We start from the raw sequence: 15,697 nt of genomic DNA on the forward strand, positions 1-15,697 counted from the left end.
CGGTTCAGTTTCCTGTTGTGTGCAGGTCACGCGAGGTGATGGCGAGCGCGGCGACCACGATTCCCACGACGATGCCGATGCCGGTGTCGAGTACTCGATCCACCGCCATCTCCGGTGACAAGCCCGCGCCCAGCCCGGTGAGCAGCAATGCCATCGGCGTCACCGCCAGTGAACAGATCGCATAGTTGACGGTGGAGAAGACCTCCGCGCAGGTCTGAAGGACCACGATCGCCGCCACCGCGCCCCAATAGCCGAGGGGCAGCGCGAGCAACACCGCAGCGATCGCCGCGCCGCCGATGTTGCCGAGTAGCCGGGCCACCCCGCGACTGACCGTGTGGTGATAGCTCACGCCCTGCATGGCGGCCATTGCGCCCATCGCGGCCCACATCGGGTGCGCGAGCCCGGCTGCCGCGGCGCCGCCCGCCGCCGCCGCCGCGGCCACCGTGATGCGTGCCGCCCAGATCAGCAGATGGCGTCGGGTGTGCGAGGAGTGACCCCCGGCCAGTTGCGTCCACAGCGATTCCCGTGTGGCCGATCCGGTGATCCCGGCGCGGCCCCGAAGAGTCGACATCGCGATCAGCCAGGGTGCCAACGCGGCGAACATGCCGATCACCGAGCCCAGGGCGGTGGCCGCGACAGCCCGGCCGACATCGGTGAGGTCGCCCGCGAAGCCGGCCGCGCCGGTCGCCGCGAAGACGAAGATGATGCCTCCCGGGCCGACGATGTGCAGTGCCGACACCAGATAGGCGGCGGCTCCGGCGAGGGCCGAGATGACGCCGATCTCGACCAGCAACGGCGCGGAGAATGCGCCGAGCGCGGCGCCGATGCCGACGGCCGTGGTGATCGCAACGGCAAGCACGCCCAGCCGCCCGGCGCGCACCGGATAGGGATCGGGCCGGCAGAACGCCGAGATCAAGGTGCCGAGGGCGGCGAGGCCGGCGATGTCCCGATGGCCGGTCAGCCCGCCGATCACCAGGACCACTCCGACGGCCATGCCCACCCGTAGTGGAGCGGCATAGCCGATCCGGCTGGTGTCCATCGACAACGCGTCCCGCCACGCCCGAACGCTGACCGCATGGCGCAGTGCGGCCCGGCGAGAGGGACGAGCGGGCAGGTCGAGATAGGGGGAAGCCGTGGACATGGAACTACTTTATCACTATTTTACTAGTGAAATATGTGAGCGGGGCTACGATGAGCCGCGTGACCGATGCCGCAGACGCCGCGCGGGATGCGGGTCCACGCGACCTGGTCGACCGGATCATCGACGAGTGGGCACAGGCCTTTCCCGGCATCGACGTCGCGCCCATCGGCGTACTCGGTCGGGTTCAGCGCATCGCCGCGATCTCCAACGCCCAACTCGACCGCAATCTCGAGGAGCACGGGATCGGTCGATCGGAGTTCGACGTCCTCGGTGCGCTGGTGCGCGCCCGGCGGCCGCTGCGTGCCAGCGAGGTCGTCTCGACGACGACACTCAGCGGTGCGTCGATCACCAAGATCAGTGAAAGTCTTTCTCGGCGTGGACTCTTGGAGCGCAGGAAGTCCGAGCGGGACGGGCGGGTCGTGCTGCTGCGGCCCACCGAGGCCGGCCGCAGGCTCGTCGATGCCGAGTTGCCACGCCGCCTGCGTGACGACGAGGACGCACTGGCGGCATTGACCGAGCGGGAACGAGCGACGCTCGCGGCGTTGCTGCGCAAGATCTCACTCGTCGTCGGCGGCTGACCGCCGCATACGCGCGAGTTCTTGACACAATCGGGAATCACTGTCTAGTTTTCTCGAGATACTCGACGACGCCGTTCGACAGGGGTTTCATGCGCACATTCTCTCGCCGTCAGGTGCTCACCGGTGCCGTCGGCGCCGGGGTCACCGGGGTGATCGCCTCCACCGCAGGGGTCGGCCGCGGCTTCGCGACGCCGGGCCGAGCCGTCCCGACCACTCGCGAGGAACACCGCGTCGTGGTGATCGGCTCCGGATTCGGTGGGGGAGTCACGGCCTTGCGGCTGACCCGCGCCGGGGTGCCGGTGGTCGTCCTCGAACGCGGACGACGCTGGCCGACCGGACCGAACTCGACGACGTTCCCGAGCGCGACCCATCCCGACAAGCGCATCCTCTGGCACCAGTCGACACCACAGGTCTTCGGTCGTCCGCTGTCGGTGGAACCCTATGTGGGACTGTTCGAATCGATTGCCGGACAGAACATGACACCCATGGTCGCGGCCGGCTGGGGCGGGGGCTCACTGGTCTATCAGGGCATGACCCTGCAACCGTCGGAAGAGGTGTTCGGCGCGCACTTCCCCGCCGGCCTCGACTGGCCGTCGATGAACGGCACCTACTACCCGCGGGTCGCACGCATGCTCGGTGCGCAGGTGGCCCCCGACGCGCTGATCCGCACCCCCAACTACCGCGTTGTTCGCGAGTTCGCCGCCCATGTGCGGCGCGCCGGCCTGCCGCTGCAGAAGATCCCGATGCCGATCGACTGGAACTATGCACTGGCCGAGGTCGCCGGGAAGATGCGCCCCTCCTACACCAACGGCGACGGCGCGATCGGCGTCAACAACGGCGGCAAACACAGCGTCGACGTCACCTATCTCGCGCAGGCGCAACAGACCGGACTCCTCGACGCCCGAATCCTGCACGACGTCACCGAGATTCACCGCGAACCGACCGGCCGCTGGCGCGTGACGGCGAACCGGACCGATGAGACCGGACGGGTCCTCGAGACCGTGATCATGTCCACCCCGGCGTTGTTCCTCGCCGCCGGCTCGATGAACACCACCCGAATGCTGGTGCGCGCCGGGGCAACCGGAGCGATCACCGACCTCCCGGACGCCGTCGGCACCGGCTGGGGCACCAACACCGACCGGATCTACATCTGGAACGCCCCGACCGCCGATTTCGGTGCGGCACAAGGAGGCCCGGTCGTCTACGGCAGCCTCAACTGGTCCGACCCGCAGCACGCGTTCACCGTGATCCAGGCGTCCATCCCACCGATCCCGGTCGACGCCCACTCCACGATGATGGTCGCCTACGGCGTCAGCGCCGGGCGCGGGCACTTCACCTACGACGGCACCACCGACCAAGCGGTCCTGCAATGGCCGCACGAAGGGGACTCGGTCCTCCAAACCCGCCACATCACCCCGGCGGTGAACCGCATCGCCGGGCCGGACTCCACCCTGATCGACACCAACGCGGTGTTCCCGTCGACCTGGCATCCCCTCGGCGGCGCATCCATGGGCACCGTATGCGACCTGGAAGGTCGGGTACACGGCCAGCGCGGACTCTACGTCGTCGACGGTGCGCTGATGCCCGGCACGTGCGCCGCGTGCAACCCGTCGATGACCATCGCCGCAGTCGCCGAACGCGCACTGGACCGCATCGTCGCCGCCGACGTCGGCTCACTCATCTGAGGGCGCCGACGCCGCCGCGGCGGGCATGGCCTCGAGGGCGGGCCGCAGCCAGCGGTCGAGGAACGTGCGCAATTCGGCATCGGTGCGGTCGGCGTCGTCGACGACGACCAGCGACAGACTCAGCAGGGCCGTCATGTCGACGATGTCATCGACATGCGGTGCGTACTGCGGCGCCGCGACGATGATCGGCTGCAGGATCTGCGCGGCGACCTCGCGGGTCCTCGACATCGCGCCGGAGTCGAAGAACGGATGGCTTTCCTGCGAGGTCATGAGCATCGACAGAGCCGGATCGGCCGCGGCCATCGAACGGCCCGCGACGATGAACTCGACGAGATAGTCGGTCAGATCGGTGATGCCCTCGAGCCGCGCGTGAATGGCACCCATCGCGGTGATCGCGAGTTCACCGAGCGCCTGGGAGACGAGATCCTCCCGGGAACCGAAGATCGAGTACACCGTCTGCCTCGACACGCCCGCCGACGCGGCGACGGCCGCGATACTGGCCCCGGCAAAACCTTCTGCGGCAATCAGGCCGAGCGTCGCGTCGATGATCTTCCCTCTCGAACGCATGCCCTCGATTATGACGTCGCGTCCACACCCGTCTGCCGCGCCACGCTGGGCCGGTGGGCTGTGTGCCGGGCCTGCGCGCCGACCGCCTACTGTGGGCTGCACGACCTGCCGCCGTCGGCGGGTCGCGGCTCACGTCGACAGGGGAGGTTCAACAACGATGAGTGTGGTGCGTCATTCGTCCACGATCGAGGTGGCACGCGATCGCGTGTTCGCCTACATCAACGACTACGAGAACGTTCCCGAGTACATGTTCGGGATTCACAAGTTCACCCCGCGGACAGATCAGACCAGCGGTAAGGGGTCGGTCTTCGACGTCGCGATCAAAGCGGGCCCGAAGACCCTGAAGTCCACCATCGAGACCATCGAGTGGGTCGAGAACGAACTCATCGTGCTCAAGGCCATCGAGGGCTTCCAGGCCAACACCACCTGGCGCTTCGCCGACCTCGCGGACGGCGGCACCACGGTCGACGCCGAATTCGAGTACATCCTGCCCGGCGGCCTGGCCGGAAAGGCGCTGGGCGCGATCATGGATCCGTTCGCGGCCCAGGCGATCAAGCACACCGACGCCAAGCTGCGCTCGGCGCTCGCGGGGTAGGCGCGCGTGGTGGATGTCGCCGCGGCGCTGTTCGACCTGGCGCAGCGGCGGTCGCTACTGCCGGGTGCGGTGGAGAACGTGGTGTCCGGACCCGGTCGCGACGTCTCCGGCCTGGCCGTGCTGGTGACCGGCGCCTCGGAGGGGATCGGGCGGGAGGCGGTCCGTGCGCTCACCGCGCGCGGCGCCCATCTCGTCGCCGTCGCCCGACGCTCCGACGAACTGCGGTTGCTGGCGTCGGAGACCGGGTGCGACCACATCGTCGCCGACCTGTCCGACGAGGCCGGCGTGGCGGCGCTTCTCGACGAACTCGGTGATGCGCGGATCGACGTCCTGGTGAACAACGCGGGCCGCTCGATCCGGCGGTCGATCCTCGACTCCACCGAGCGGCTGCACGACTATCAGCGCACGATGTCGCTGAACTACTTTGCCGCCGTCCAACTCTCGCTGGGCCTGCTGCCCGGCATGGTCGAACGCGGATCCGGTCAGATCGTGAACATCTGCACCTGGGGCCTGATGGCGGGGACGTTCCCACGTTTTTCCGCCTACGCCGCGTCCAAGAACGCCCTCGGGATCTTCGGACGCAGCCTCAACGCCGAACGCCCCCACCCGGGCGTCTGCGCCACCAACGTCTACTACCCCCTGGTGCGGACCGAGATGATCGCTCCCACAGCGGAATACGACGACCTCCATGCGCTGGATGTGACCGAGGCGGCGAACTGGATCGTCCGCGCGATCACCCACCAGCCCGAGGAGGTCGCGCCCGCGGCCCTGCGAGCGGTGCTGCCCGTCCTCGACTACCTCTCACCGGCGGTCGCCGACCGCGCCATGCGCGCCCTCACCTGAGCCCGAGTTCGACAAAGTCCTCGCGCCGGGCGTCGTCGTGCGCTAACCTCGGCAGTGCGACTGGCGCAGCCGGAATCGACCGGCAAGGAGCACGTTCGGAGACATCGTCCGCCTGGGTGTCGATCCCCGACAAAGGAACGTGCCATGGCCCACTCACAACCCACCGATGCCGCCCACTCCACCGCTGCCGCATCCTCCGCGGAGACCGGCCGCCACCGCGTGGTGATCATCGGCTCGGGCTTCGGTGGGCTCGCCGCGGCCCGGCGACTCGCCCACGCCGATGTCGACGTCACCGTCATCGCCCGCACCACCCACCACCTGTTCCAGCCGCTGCTGTACCAGGTGGCCACCGGCCTCATCTCGCAGGGCCAGATCGCCCCGCCGATCCGGGTCATCCTGCGCAATCAGCGCAACGCGCGGGTCGTCCTCGGCGACGTGGAGAGCATCGACCTCCAGCAGCGCAGGGTCACCTCACGCCTCCTCGACCGCGAACTCATCACCGGTTACGACAGTCTGATCGTCGCCGCGGGTGCCGGCCAATCCTATTTCGGCAACGACCATTTCGCGGAATTCGCGCCCGGTCTCAAGACCATCGACGACGCCCTCGAACTCCGCGGACGGATCCTCGGCGCCTTCGAACAGGCCGAGTTGTCCACCGATCCCGACGAGCGCGCCCGCCTGCTGACCTTCGTGGTGGTCGGCGCCGGTGCCACCGGGGTGGAGATGGCCGGGCAGATCGCGGAGATGGCGGCCAAGACGCTACGCGGCGCCTTCGACTCCATCGATCCGACGCAGGCGCGGGTCATCCTGCTCGACGCCGCGCCGTCGGTGCTTCCGCCGTTCGGGCGCAAGCTCGGGGGGCGGGCCGAAAAGCGTTTGCGGTCACTGGGAGTCGACGTACAACTGGGATCGATGGTGGTCGACATGGATTACGACGGGCTGGTGGTCAAAGACCCCGACGGCACCACCCGACGTATCGAGAGCCAGTGCAAGGTGTGGTCGGCGGGTGTCGCGGCCAGCCCACTGGGCCGCCATCTCGCCGAGCAGAGCGGAGCCGAGACCGACCGCGCCGGCCGGGTCCGGGTGCAGCCCGATCTCAGTCTGCCCGGCCACGCCGAGGTGTTCATCGTCGGCGACATGATGGCACTCGACGGAGTGCCGGGGCAGGCCCCGGCGGCCAATCAGTCCGCGCGGTACGCCGCCGACACCATCACCGCCCGCCTCAACGGCAGCCTGCGCGCCCGAAAGCCGTTCTCCTACTGGGACAAGGGATCGATGGCGACGGTCTCGCGGTACTCGGCCGTCGCCAGCGTGCCGATCCCCGGCACGTCACGGCACATCGAGTTCTCCGGTTACCTCGCCTGGCTCGGATGGCTGTTCCTGCACCTGATCTACCTCGTCGGATTCCGCAACCGCTTCACCACGCTGATCGACTGGCTCTTCGCGTTCACCTCGCGCAGCCGCAACCAACTCGCGGTCACCGAACAGCAGGTGTTCGCGCGCACCGTGATCGACCGACTCGAGGAGATCGAGGAACGCGGCGCCGCCTGAGGCGGCGCGGGTCCGGCGCGTCTACAGTCTCGCCAACGCCGGCGTCAGCTTGTCGACCGCCCACGGCACCGAGTAGATCGTGGGCGCGCTGAACGCCGCCGCGGTGTCGTTGGTGAGGAACACCGTCGTGCCGCGGCGCACCGCGGGCAGCGAATCCCAGCCGGGGATCGCATCGAAGGCCTCGGGCCCGCCGACCAGCGGCCAGAAGATCAGCAGGTCCGAAGCGAAGATGTCGATACGTTCGGGAGACACGACCGTGCGTGCGCCACCGGGCGCGAGCCCCTTGACCGCCGGGTCGAGAACCAGTCCGAGCTCGGCGAGCAGTTTCGCGGAGGGGTCGGTGTCGCTGGTCACCACACCGAACTGATTCTGCGGGGTCAACTGTCCGAAGGTGAACGTCTTGCCCTGGCTCGCCGGGTATTTCGCCTTTGTGGTCGCGATCTGCTGCTCGACCTCGGCGACGGCCTCATCGGCCTGCTGCTGCTTGCCGAAGATCCGGCCGGCCGTCGTCATCACCTCCTGCCAACTGTCGGTGACGGTGTTCTTGGCCATCACCGGAATCGTGGGGGCGATCTGCGTCAGGCGGTCGTAGGCCGCGCGGTCGGGCAGGTATCCGGCGAGGATGACCTGCGGGGCGAACCGCGCGATCGCGGCGACGTCAGGGGGACCGGCCTCCACGTCATAGGTGACGATCGTCGACGAGTGCTCCGGCGTCCAGGCGAAGCGATTGTTCGGGCCCGAATACCCCTGCGCGAGGAACTCCGCCGTGATCGGGACCCCGAGGCGGATCAGCGAATCCGACCACGCGCCGCCGAATGTCACGACCTTGGTCGGATCGCTCGGAATCGTCGTCGATCCGTACTGGTGCTCGACGGTCACGATCTCACCCGTGGATCCGGCCGGGTCGTCGGGGGACGAACATCCGACAAGGGCGACGAACACCAGGGTCAACAGGCCGGCGAGGACTCCACGAACACGCATTTCGTTAGGTTAGGCTAAATCGCCGGTATCGGACAAGACCGACGTGGGCGTTCCGACGACGCGGCCCGTCATCGACGCCGTCCGGGCGTCCGGGTTAATCCCACGGTGACCGAAAGTCTGTGCCGCATACACGCCCGGACGCCGTCGACGTACCCGGGTGACTCCTGACTTTCTTGCCGTGCGCCGCGCCGTCGACCTACCGTGAATCGACCATCTGGAGCGACCGAGAGACCCGGCTCGTCGACGTCGCAGCAACCCCCAGAGGAGGGTGCTAACGCCGGGATCGATGGGAGTCGGCTCGTGCCATTTCATGACCATGCCCCGTTGTCGGTGCTCGACCTCGCACCGATCAGTGAGGGCTCCAATCCTGCTGCCGCACTGGCCAATACGATCGGCCTCGCGCAGCACGCCGAGCAGTGGGGCTATCGCCGCTACTGGGTCGCCGAACATCACTTCGTCGCGGTGGCCGGCTCCAACCCGGCCGTCCTGATCGGTCAGATCGCCGGTGCCACCACCACCATCCGGATCGGGTCGGCGGCGGTGCAGGTCGGCCAGACGACCGCGGTCTCGGTCGTCGAGTCCTTCGGACTGCTCGACGCCTTCCATCCCGGCCGCATCGACCTGGGTCTCGGACGCTCCGGTCAACGGCGCGCGGAAGCGGTCACGGCGACCCCGAAGGCTTCGACATCGACGGCTTCGGCACCTGCGGTGACCCTGCCGAGCATTCCCGGCCCGAGTCGCGTCGTCGACGGTGTGGTGCTCCCCGAACCATTCGATGTGTCGGCGCTGCTGGCGAATTCGCGCCTGGCGCGCGGCTTCGAGGTACTCACCCAACCCGGTGCGCAGACCCCGGACTTCGCCGAGCAGGTCGCCGACATCGCCGCACTGCTCGAAGGCACCTATCGCAGCCCGTCCGGTCTCGAACTGCATGCGGTGCCCGGTGAGGGCGCCGACGTCGAGCTCTGGATCTTCGGCAGCAGCAAGGGCCAGAGCGCCCAGGTGGCCGGCGCGCGCGGACTCCCGTTCGTCGCCAACTACCACGTGAGCCCCGGGACCACGCTCGAAGCGGTGCAGGCCTACCGCGCCGCCTTCCGGCCGTCGGCGGTGCTCGCCGAACCGTACGTGGTGGTCTCGGCCGACGTGGTGGTCGCCGAGGACGACGACACCGCACGCCATCTCGCCTCCACCTACGGGCACTGGGTGTACAGCATCCGCAGCGGCCACGGCGCCGTCGAGTATCCGGATCCGGCCACCGCGCCACCACTGGCCGACGAGCAGCGCGCACTGGTCGCCGACCGCCTCGAGACCCAGTTCGTGGGCAGCCCCGACACGGTCGTCGAGCGTCTCGCCGCACTCGGAAAACTCACCGACGCAGACGAACTCGTCATCACCTCGGTCACCCACGATCACGGTGACCGGCTGCGCTCGCACGAACTCCTCGCCAAGAAATGGGGCCTCATCTGATGCGTGGCATCACCACCACCGTCGCCCGTACCGCGACGGCAACCGTTGCCGCGCTGGCCGTCTTCGGTCTCGCCGCATGCGGCGGGGGCTCCTCACAGTCCGAGGACGCCGGTCCGCCGGTCTCCGGCGGCACGCTGCGCTACGGCCTCTCCGACGCGCCCACCTGCTCCGACCCCGCCCAGAGCGCCACCAACCAGACGATCTACGTGACCCGTCAGATCGTCGACTCACTGACCGACCAGGTACCCGGAAGCGGCGACCTGAAACCGTGGCTGGCGCAGAGCTGGGAGGTCAGCCCCGACGCCAAGACCTTCACCTTCCATCTCAAGCCCGACGTCACCTTCAGCAACGGCACCCCGCTGACCGCCGACTCGGTCAAGAAGAACTTCGACGCCATCGTCACCACCCTCGGCGGCGCCAAGGCGCCCTTGGCCGCAACCTATCTCAGCGGCTACACCGGCACCACCGTCGTCGACCCGTCGACCGCACGGGTCGAGTTCTCCGCGCCGAACGCACAGTTCCTGCAGGCGACCTCCACCCCGCAGCTCGGCATCCAGGCCGACGCGACCGTCGCCGCCACACCCGAACAGAGGTGCCAGGGCACCAACATCGGCTCCGGGCCGTTCGTGTACTCCGCATGGCAACAAGGCCGTTCGGCCGCCCTGCGCAAACGCACCGGATATCAATGGGGCTCGGCGGTGTTCACCCACACCGGCGACGCCTACCTCGACGGGATCGACTTCACCGTCGTCCCCGAGTCGGGTGTGCGCACCGGCTCACTGGGCTCCGGTCAGCTCGACGCCATCAGCGATGCCCTCCCCAACGACAAGGCACAGATCTCCTCGGCCGGTGGCAAGGTACTCACCGCGGTGAACCCCGGCGTGCCATTCGGCCTGCAGCCCAACGTCTCCCGTGGAGTGCTCGCCGACGAGCAGGTCCGCACCGCACTGCTCCCGGCGATCAACCGCACCGAACTCGTCGACACCGTGCTCGACAAGGACTTCCACCCGGCGACCGGGGTGCTGGCCGCCAACACCCCGGGATTCCATGCCGAGACCGCAGCCCTGGCCTTCGACGCCGCCAAGTCCCGGCAGCTACTCGACGCCGCCGGCTGGCGGCCCGGCGCGGACGGCATACGCGTCAAAGACGGCCGGCGCCTGTCGTTCTCGGTGCTCTACAGTCCGGTGTTCGCCGGCAACCAGGCGATCCTCGAACTCGTCCAGCAGCAGCTGAAGAACGTCGGCGTCGACATGGCGCTCGACGTGGTGCCCGCAGCCGAGGCCACCGTCCGACAGAACTCCGGCGACTACGACGCGATCTACTACAACGTGACACGCGCCGACGGTGACATCCTGCGTACCCAGTTCGGGTTGACCACCCGAAACCTGAACCGGCGCGGGCCGATTCCCGCGCTGGATACCGCACTGGCGCAACAGCAGAGCACCACCGACACCGCCGCACGCAACGCGGATCTTGCCACCGCCCAGACCCAGATCATCGAGCACGGACTGTTCCTGCCCACCATCGAACTCTCGCAGGCCATCGGTACCGCGAGCACCGCACACCAGGTGTCCTTCGACGCCTCGGCACGCCTGCAATTCCACGACACCTGGCTCTCGGGTCGGTGACCGGCGATGATCCGCTATCTCGCGATCCGCATCGCCTCGGCCATCGGGGTGCTGTGGGCGGCGTTCACCGTCGCCTTCATCATCCTGATCCTGCTGCCCTCGGATCCGGTGTCGATCGCAACCTCGGATGCCTCGATCCCCGCCGACCCGGCCGCCGTCGCCGCCCTCAAAGCCCGCTATGGCCTGGATCGTTCGGTGTGGCAACAGTATTGGTCGGCGCTGACCGGCGCGCTGCACGGTGATTTCGGTCTGTCGATCTCCCAGGGTCGCCCGGTCACCGAGGTGATCGCCGACGCCCTGCCCGGCACCGTGGCGCTCACGCTCACCGCGGTGGCGCTCGCCGTCATCGGCGGGGTCGGACTCGCGGTGCTCGCGACCTGGACCCGCTCGATACTGCTGCGTCGTGTGCTCCTCTCCATTCCACCGCTGGTGGTGGCCCTGCCCACGTTCTGGGTGGGACTGGTCCTGTTGCAGGTCTTCGCCTTTCGCCTGCCGTGGTTCCCGGCATTCGGCGACACCCGGCCCGGGTCGATCGTGCTGCCGGCGGTGACGTTGGCCATCCCGTACGCCGGGGTACTCGGACAGGTCCTCGTGACCAGCATGACCGCCACCGATGCGGCGCCGTTCGTGCAGACGGCCACCGCGAAGGGTGCGAGCCGCGGGCGCGTCATCACCCGACACATCCTGCGGGTCTCGTCGCTGCCGGCGCTGACGGTGGCCGGCGTCGTCGTCGGCAACCTCCTCGGCGGGGCGGTCGTCGTCGAGACGGTGTTCTCCCGGCCGGGTGTGGGCAAGCTCGCCCAATCCGCCGTTCTCGCACAGGACATCCCTGTCGTGTTGGCGCTGGTGACCCTCTCGGCGCTGGTTTTCGTCACCATCAACCTGCTCGTCGACGTCGTCTACCCGTTCCTCGATCCCCGCATCCTCAGCGGTGCACGCCGACGGAAGCCGACGGTGCGCGACAACGATTCCCGGACGGAGCTGATCAATGTCTGACTCATCCGACACCGGTGTGTCGGTGCCGTCCTGGTCGTGGAGTCCGGAGGCGGTGCGGCCAGCGGCGGTGTGGGCGTGGCTGCGGTCCAATGCGGCGGTGACCCTCGCGGTGATCGTCCTGGCGCTCGCCGTCGGATTCGCCGTGGCCCCGGGCTTGTTCACCGGGCGAGACCCGCTGCTGGCCGTACCCTCGGAGAAACTCTCACCACCGAGCGCGTCGCACTGGTTCGGCACCGACAACCTCGGCCGCGACGTCTACGCGCGATTCGTTCACGGGGCGGGTCTGTCGCTGACGGCGACCATCGGTGCCGTCGGGGTCGCGCTGCTCATCGGGGCGATCCTCGGGTTGGTCGCGGGTACCGCAGGCGCCATCGCCGACGGGGTGATCATGCGGGCCATCGACGTGATGCTCGCGGTCCCCCAACTGTTGCTGGCCCTGGCCATCGTCGCGGCCCTGGGGTTCGGCACCACTAAGGTCGCGATCGCGGTGGCGGTGGTGCTCATCGCGAGCTTCGCGCGGGTCATGCGGGCCGAGGTGCTGCGGGTCCGCCACGCCCCGTTCGTCGAGGCGTCGCGCGCCTTCGGGGTCCCGGCCCCGGTCGTGCTCGTGCGGCACGTGTTGCGCAACTCCTCCGCCCCGGTGCTCGCGCTGGCGGCAGCCGAATTCGGGATGGCGATCCTGCTCATCTCGTCACTGTCGTTCCTCGGCTTCGGCGCGACCCCGCCGACCCCCGAATGGGGATCCCTGATCTCCGACGGCCGTGACTATCTGGCCACGGCCTGGTGGATGACCACGCTGCCGGGACTGGCGATCGTGGCCGTCGTGCTCTCGGCACACACCGTCGGACACCGTATCTCGGCAGGAGATCACCGATGAGCCCCGTGTCCACCATCCCTGTCCTCGACGTGACCGATCTGCATGTGGCATACCGGATCAACGGCGCCGAGACCGAGGCGGTCCGCGGTGTCGATCTCACGGTGGCGCGGGGCGAGACCGTCGCCGTGGTCGGGGAGTCCGGCTCCGGGAAATCCTCGGTGGCGCACGCGATCATCGGACTCCTGCCGCGCACGGCGCACTCCACGGGCCGCGTGCACCTCGGAGATCTGCGGATCGATGAGCTCGGCTCCCGCGCCATGAACCGGATTCGGGGCGCACGGATCGGCCTGGTCCCGCAGGATCCGGGCACCGCGCTCAATCCCGTGCAACGCGTGGGCGATCAGGTCGCCGAAGTCCTGCGAATCCACGGTCGCGCCGCCCGCAAGACGGCCCGCATCCACGCGCTCGAGCACCTCGCCGACGCCGGCATCGACGATCCGGAGGTGCGTTACCATCAACTACCGCACCAACTCTCGGGCGGACAACGGCAACGTGTGCTGATCGCGATGGCGATGGCGTGCGAACCCGAGCTGATCATCGCCGACGAACCCACGAGCGCCCTCGACGTCACCGTACAGCGCCGCATCCTCGATCATCTCGCCGCCCGCGCCGCCGATACCGGCACCTCGATCCTGTTGATCACCCATGACATCGGGGTGGCCGCCGACCGCGCCGATCGGCTCGTCGTCATGTCCGGCGGACAGATCGTCGAAAGCGGCTCGACCGCACAGGTTCTCACCGAGCCTCGCCATGCCTACACCCGGCGACTGATCGCCGACGCACCGGCACTCACCTCGGGCACGCTGGCCCCACCCCGCGACGACGATGCACCGGTCGTCGCACGTGCCGAACACATCTCGAGGTCGTTCCGGATCGGTCGCGGCAACGGGTTGACCGCCGTCGACGACGTGTCGCTGGCGGTACGCGCCGGGCAAACCCTGGCGGTGGTGGGGGAGAGCGGGTCGGGCAAGACGACCACCGCCCGCATCCTGGCCGGTCTGGAGACCCACGAATCCGGCCTCGTCGAGGCCGGTGATCGTCGCGGCGATGTCGGCTTCGTCTATCAGAACCCCTTCTCGTCGATGAACCCGAAACTGACTGTCGAACAGATCATCTCCGAACCGTTGCGTGGGGTCCCCCGAGCACAGCGCCGACATCGCGTGGACGAACTCCTCGCGGCGGTCGCACTCGAACCGGGTCATGCGCGCCGCCTGCCCACCGCGCTGTCGGGTGGGCAGCGGCAGCGGGTGGCGATCGCGCGTGCCCTGGCCACCACCCCGAAGCTGCTCATCCTGGACGAGCCGGTCTCCGCGCTCGACGTCACCATCCAGGCGCAGGTCCTGCGACTGCTCGCCGATCTCCAACGCCACCATGGCATCGCCTATCTGTTCATCTCGCACGACCTGGCCGTCGTCCGGCAGATCAGTCACCGGGTGGCGGTCATGCGTGCCGGCCGCATCGTCGAGGAGGGGACGGTCGAGGAGGTCTTCGACGATCCGCGCCACGACTACACCCGTGCGCTCCTCGCCGCCATCCCCGGAGCGGGCCGTACCCCCGGTTCCGCCACCAACCTCCCCAAGGAGTCCGCTCATGCCTGATCAGATCCACCTGGCCGTCGCGTTGTCCGATGCCGGCTGGCACCCCGGCGCGTGGCGAGAACCCGGTGCGCGCCCCACCGAACTGTTCACCGGTCGCTACTGGGCCGATCTGGTGCGCGAGGCCGAATCCGGTGCCCTCGACCTCGTCACCATCGACGACGGACTCGGATTGCAACGCGACGACCATGTGCGCCCCGACGACCGGACCGATCGGGTCCGTGGCCGGGTGGACGCGGTACTCGTCGCCAATCGGGTGGCGCCCACTACGCGTGCGATCGGCGTGATCCCCGCGGCGATCACGACCCATACCGAGCCGTTCCACACCGCCAAGGCGATTGCCACCCTCGACTACGTCGCGCACGGACGTGCCGGGGTGCAACTGCGAGTGGACGGATCGGCCGCCGATGCGCGGCTGTTCGGCCGTCGTACGCTGCCCGACCTGGTGCCCGGAGATCCCGACCCGGTGATCATCGAGGCCCTGTTCGCCGAGGCCGCCGACTACGCCGAAGTACTGCGCCGACTGTGGGATTCGTGGGAGGACGACGCCGAGATCCGCGACGCCGCCACCGGTCGCTTCATCGATCGCGACAAACTGCACTACATCGACTTCGAGGGCGAGTACTTCAGTGTGCGGGGACCGTCGATCACCCCGCGCCCGCCGCAGGGGCAACCGCCCATCGCCGCACTCGGACACAACAGTTCGGCCTACGACCTGATCGGCCGGGTCGCCGACCTCGGATTCGTCACCGCGTCCGACGCGACCGCAGCGGCTGCGACCGTCGCCGAGATCGACGCCGTCCGGGTGTCGGCGGGGCGCGCCGATCCGGTGCGGGTGTTCGACGATCTACTCGTCATCCTCGGCGACACCGACGCCGAGGCGGCGGGCCGCGCACAACGACTCGACGAACTCGCCGGAGCCGAATTGCGCAGTGATGCACCGATCTTCGTCGGGACCGCCACCGGGCTCGCCGACCTCATCGAGGAGCTTGTGCCCACCGACGCCGACCCGGGGCGAGCGCTTGCCGGGGTGCGGCTGCGCCCAGCCGTGCTGCCCGACGACCTGCTCGCGATCACCGGCCACCTGGTTCCGGAGTTGCGTCGCCGCGGGCGTTTCCGCACCGGGTACACCGCAACCACCCTCCGCGGACATCTCGGACTCACCCGCCCCGCCAACCGCTACGCAGCCTGATCGG

The 15,697-nt window shown here is 68.8% G+C and carries 14 protein-coding genes and 2 riboswitches; of the genes, 11 read left to right on the top strand and 3 right to left on the bottom strand.

From position 1 onward, the window contains the following. Positions 1-4 precede the first annotated feature (4 nt). Positions 5-1,141 (bottom strand): FUSC family protein, encoded by a 1,137-nt coding sequence (locus QNM97_RS03515; RefSeq protein WP_283821608.1) that lies wholly within the window; start codon positions 1,139-1,141, stop codon positions 5-7. Positions 1,142-1,191: 50 nt separating this feature from the next. Here QNM97_RS03515 and QNM97_RS03520 point away from each other — a divergent pair, with 50 nt between their 5' ends. Both QNM97_RS03520 and QNM97_RS03525 read left to right on the top strand, forming a co-directional pair. After that, on the top strand, positions 1,192-1,719 hold the full coding sequence (locus QNM97_RS03520) for a MarR family winged helix-turn-helix transcriptional regulator (RefSeq protein WP_283821609.1): 528 nt from the start codon (positions 1,192-1,194) through the stop codon (positions 1,717-1,719). A gap of 89 nt (positions 1,720-1,808) precedes the next feature. Beyond that, positions 1,809-3,404 carry a GMC oxidoreductase gene (locus QNM97_RS03525; RefSeq protein ID WP_283821610.1) on the top strand — a complete coding sequence of 532 codons (1,596 nt, stop codon included), beginning with the start codon at positions 1,809-1,811 and terminating at the stop codon, positions 3,402-3,404. On the opposite strand, the gene QNM97_RS03530 is transcribed toward QNM97_RS03525, so the two are convergent. After that, positions 3,393-3,971 (bottom strand): TetR family transcriptional regulator, encoded by a 579-nt coding sequence (locus tag QNM97_RS03530; protein ID WP_283821611.1) that lies wholly within the window; start codon positions 3,969-3,971, stop codon positions 3,393-3,395. The two genes, QNM97_RS03525 and QNM97_RS03530, sit on opposite strands and share 12 nt — an antisense overlap. Before the next feature lie 157 nt (positions 3,972-4,128). On the opposite strand from QNM97_RS03530, the gene QNM97_RS03535 reads away from it, so the two are divergent. The 3 genes from QNM97_RS03535 (at position 4,129) to QNM97_RS03545 (ending at position 6,960) form a co-directional block, all read left to right on the top strand. Then, positions 4,129-4,566 carry an SRPBCC family protein gene (locus tag QNM97_RS03535; protein WP_208792367.1) on the top strand — a complete coding sequence of 146 codons (438 nt, stop codon included), beginning with the start codon at positions 4,129-4,131 and terminating at the stop codon, positions 4,564-4,566. Between the two features lie 6 nt (positions 4,567-4,572). Further along, the gene (locus QNM97_RS03540; protein WP_283821612.1) at positions 4,573-5,409 is read left to right on the top strand and encodes an SDR family NAD(P)-dependent oxidoreductase; all 837 of its coding nucleotides are present in this window, start codon (positions 4,573-4,575) and stop codon (positions 5,407-5,409) included. A gap of 46 nt (positions 5,410-5,455) precedes the next feature. Beyond that, positions 5,456-5,534, top strand: a riboswitch (ZMP/ZTP riboswitch). Positions 5,535-5,553: 19 nt separating this feature from the next. Continuing rightward, positions 5,554-6,960 carry an NAD(P)/FAD-dependent oxidoreductase gene (locus tag QNM97_RS03545; RefSeq protein WP_283821613.1) on the top strand — a complete coding sequence of 469 codons (1,407 nt, stop codon included), beginning with the start codon at positions 5,554-5,556 and terminating at the stop codon, positions 6,958-6,960. A 21-nt stretch (positions 6,961-6,981) separates the two neighbouring features. Here QNM97_RS03545 and QNM97_RS03550 read toward each other — a convergent pair whose 3' ends face one another. Beyond that, positions 6,982-7,941, bottom strand: coding sequence for an ABC transporter substrate-binding protein (locus QNM97_RS03550; protein WP_283821614.1), 960 nt, complete (start codon positions 7,939-7,941; stop codon positions 6,982-6,984). A 207-nt stretch (positions 7,942-8,148) separates the two neighbouring features. Next, positions 8,149-8,234, top strand: a riboswitch (SAM riboswitch). Between the two features lie 7 nt (positions 8,235-8,241). Between QNM97_RS03550 and QNM97_RS03555 the strand changes: the two genes are divergently transcribed. The 6 genes from QNM97_RS03555 to QNM97_RS03580 are packed head-to-tail and all read left to right on the top strand — an operon-like array spanning position 8,242 to position 15,693. Then, a complete protein-coding gene (locus QNM97_RS03555; protein ID WP_283821615.1) occupies positions 8,242-9,405 on the top strand; it encodes an LLM class flavin-dependent oxidoreductase in 1,164 nt (387 codons plus the stop codon). Continuing rightward, a complete protein-coding gene (locus tag QNM97_RS03560) occupies positions 9,405-11,033 on the top strand; it encodes an ABC transporter substrate-binding protein (RefSeq protein WP_283821616.1) in 1,629 nt (542 codons plus the stop codon). The genes QNM97_RS03555 and QNM97_RS03560 overlap by 1 nt, the downstream gene beginning before the upstream one ends. Before the next feature lie 6 nt (positions 11,034-11,039). Further along, entirely contained in the window at positions 11,040-12,029 is a 990-nt protein-coding gene (locus tag QNM97_RS03565; protein WP_283821617.1) for an ABC transporter permease, read from the top strand. Continuing rightward, positions 12,022-12,906 carry an ABC transporter permease gene (locus QNM97_RS03570; RefSeq protein ID WP_283821618.1) on the top strand — a complete coding sequence of 295 codons (885 nt, stop codon included), beginning with the start codon at positions 12,022-12,024 and terminating at the stop codon, positions 12,904-12,906. Before QNM97_RS03565 ends, QNM97_RS03570 begins: the two co-directional genes overlap by 8 nt. Continuing rightward, positions 12,903-14,504, top strand: coding sequence for a dipeptide ABC transporter ATP-binding protein (locus QNM97_RS03575; RefSeq protein WP_283821619.1), 1,602 nt, complete (start codon positions 12,903-12,905; stop codon positions 14,502-14,504). The genes QNM97_RS03570 and QNM97_RS03575 overlap by 4 nt, the downstream gene beginning before the upstream one ends. After that, positions 14,497-15,693 (top strand): LLM class flavin-dependent oxidoreductase, encoded by a 1,197-nt coding sequence (locus QNM97_RS03580; protein ID WP_283821620.1) that lies wholly within the window; start codon positions 14,497-14,499, stop codon positions 15,691-15,693. Before QNM97_RS03575 ends, QNM97_RS03580 begins: the two co-directional genes overlap by 8 nt. Positions 15,694-15,697: the final 4 nt, after the last annotated feature.

The sequence above is a fragment of the Gordonia sp. L191 genome (assembly GCF_030077625.1).
Taxonomy (GTDB): Bacteria; Actinomycetota; Actinomycetes; order Mycobacteriales; family Mycobacteriaceae; genus Gordonia; species Gordonia polyisoprenivorans_A.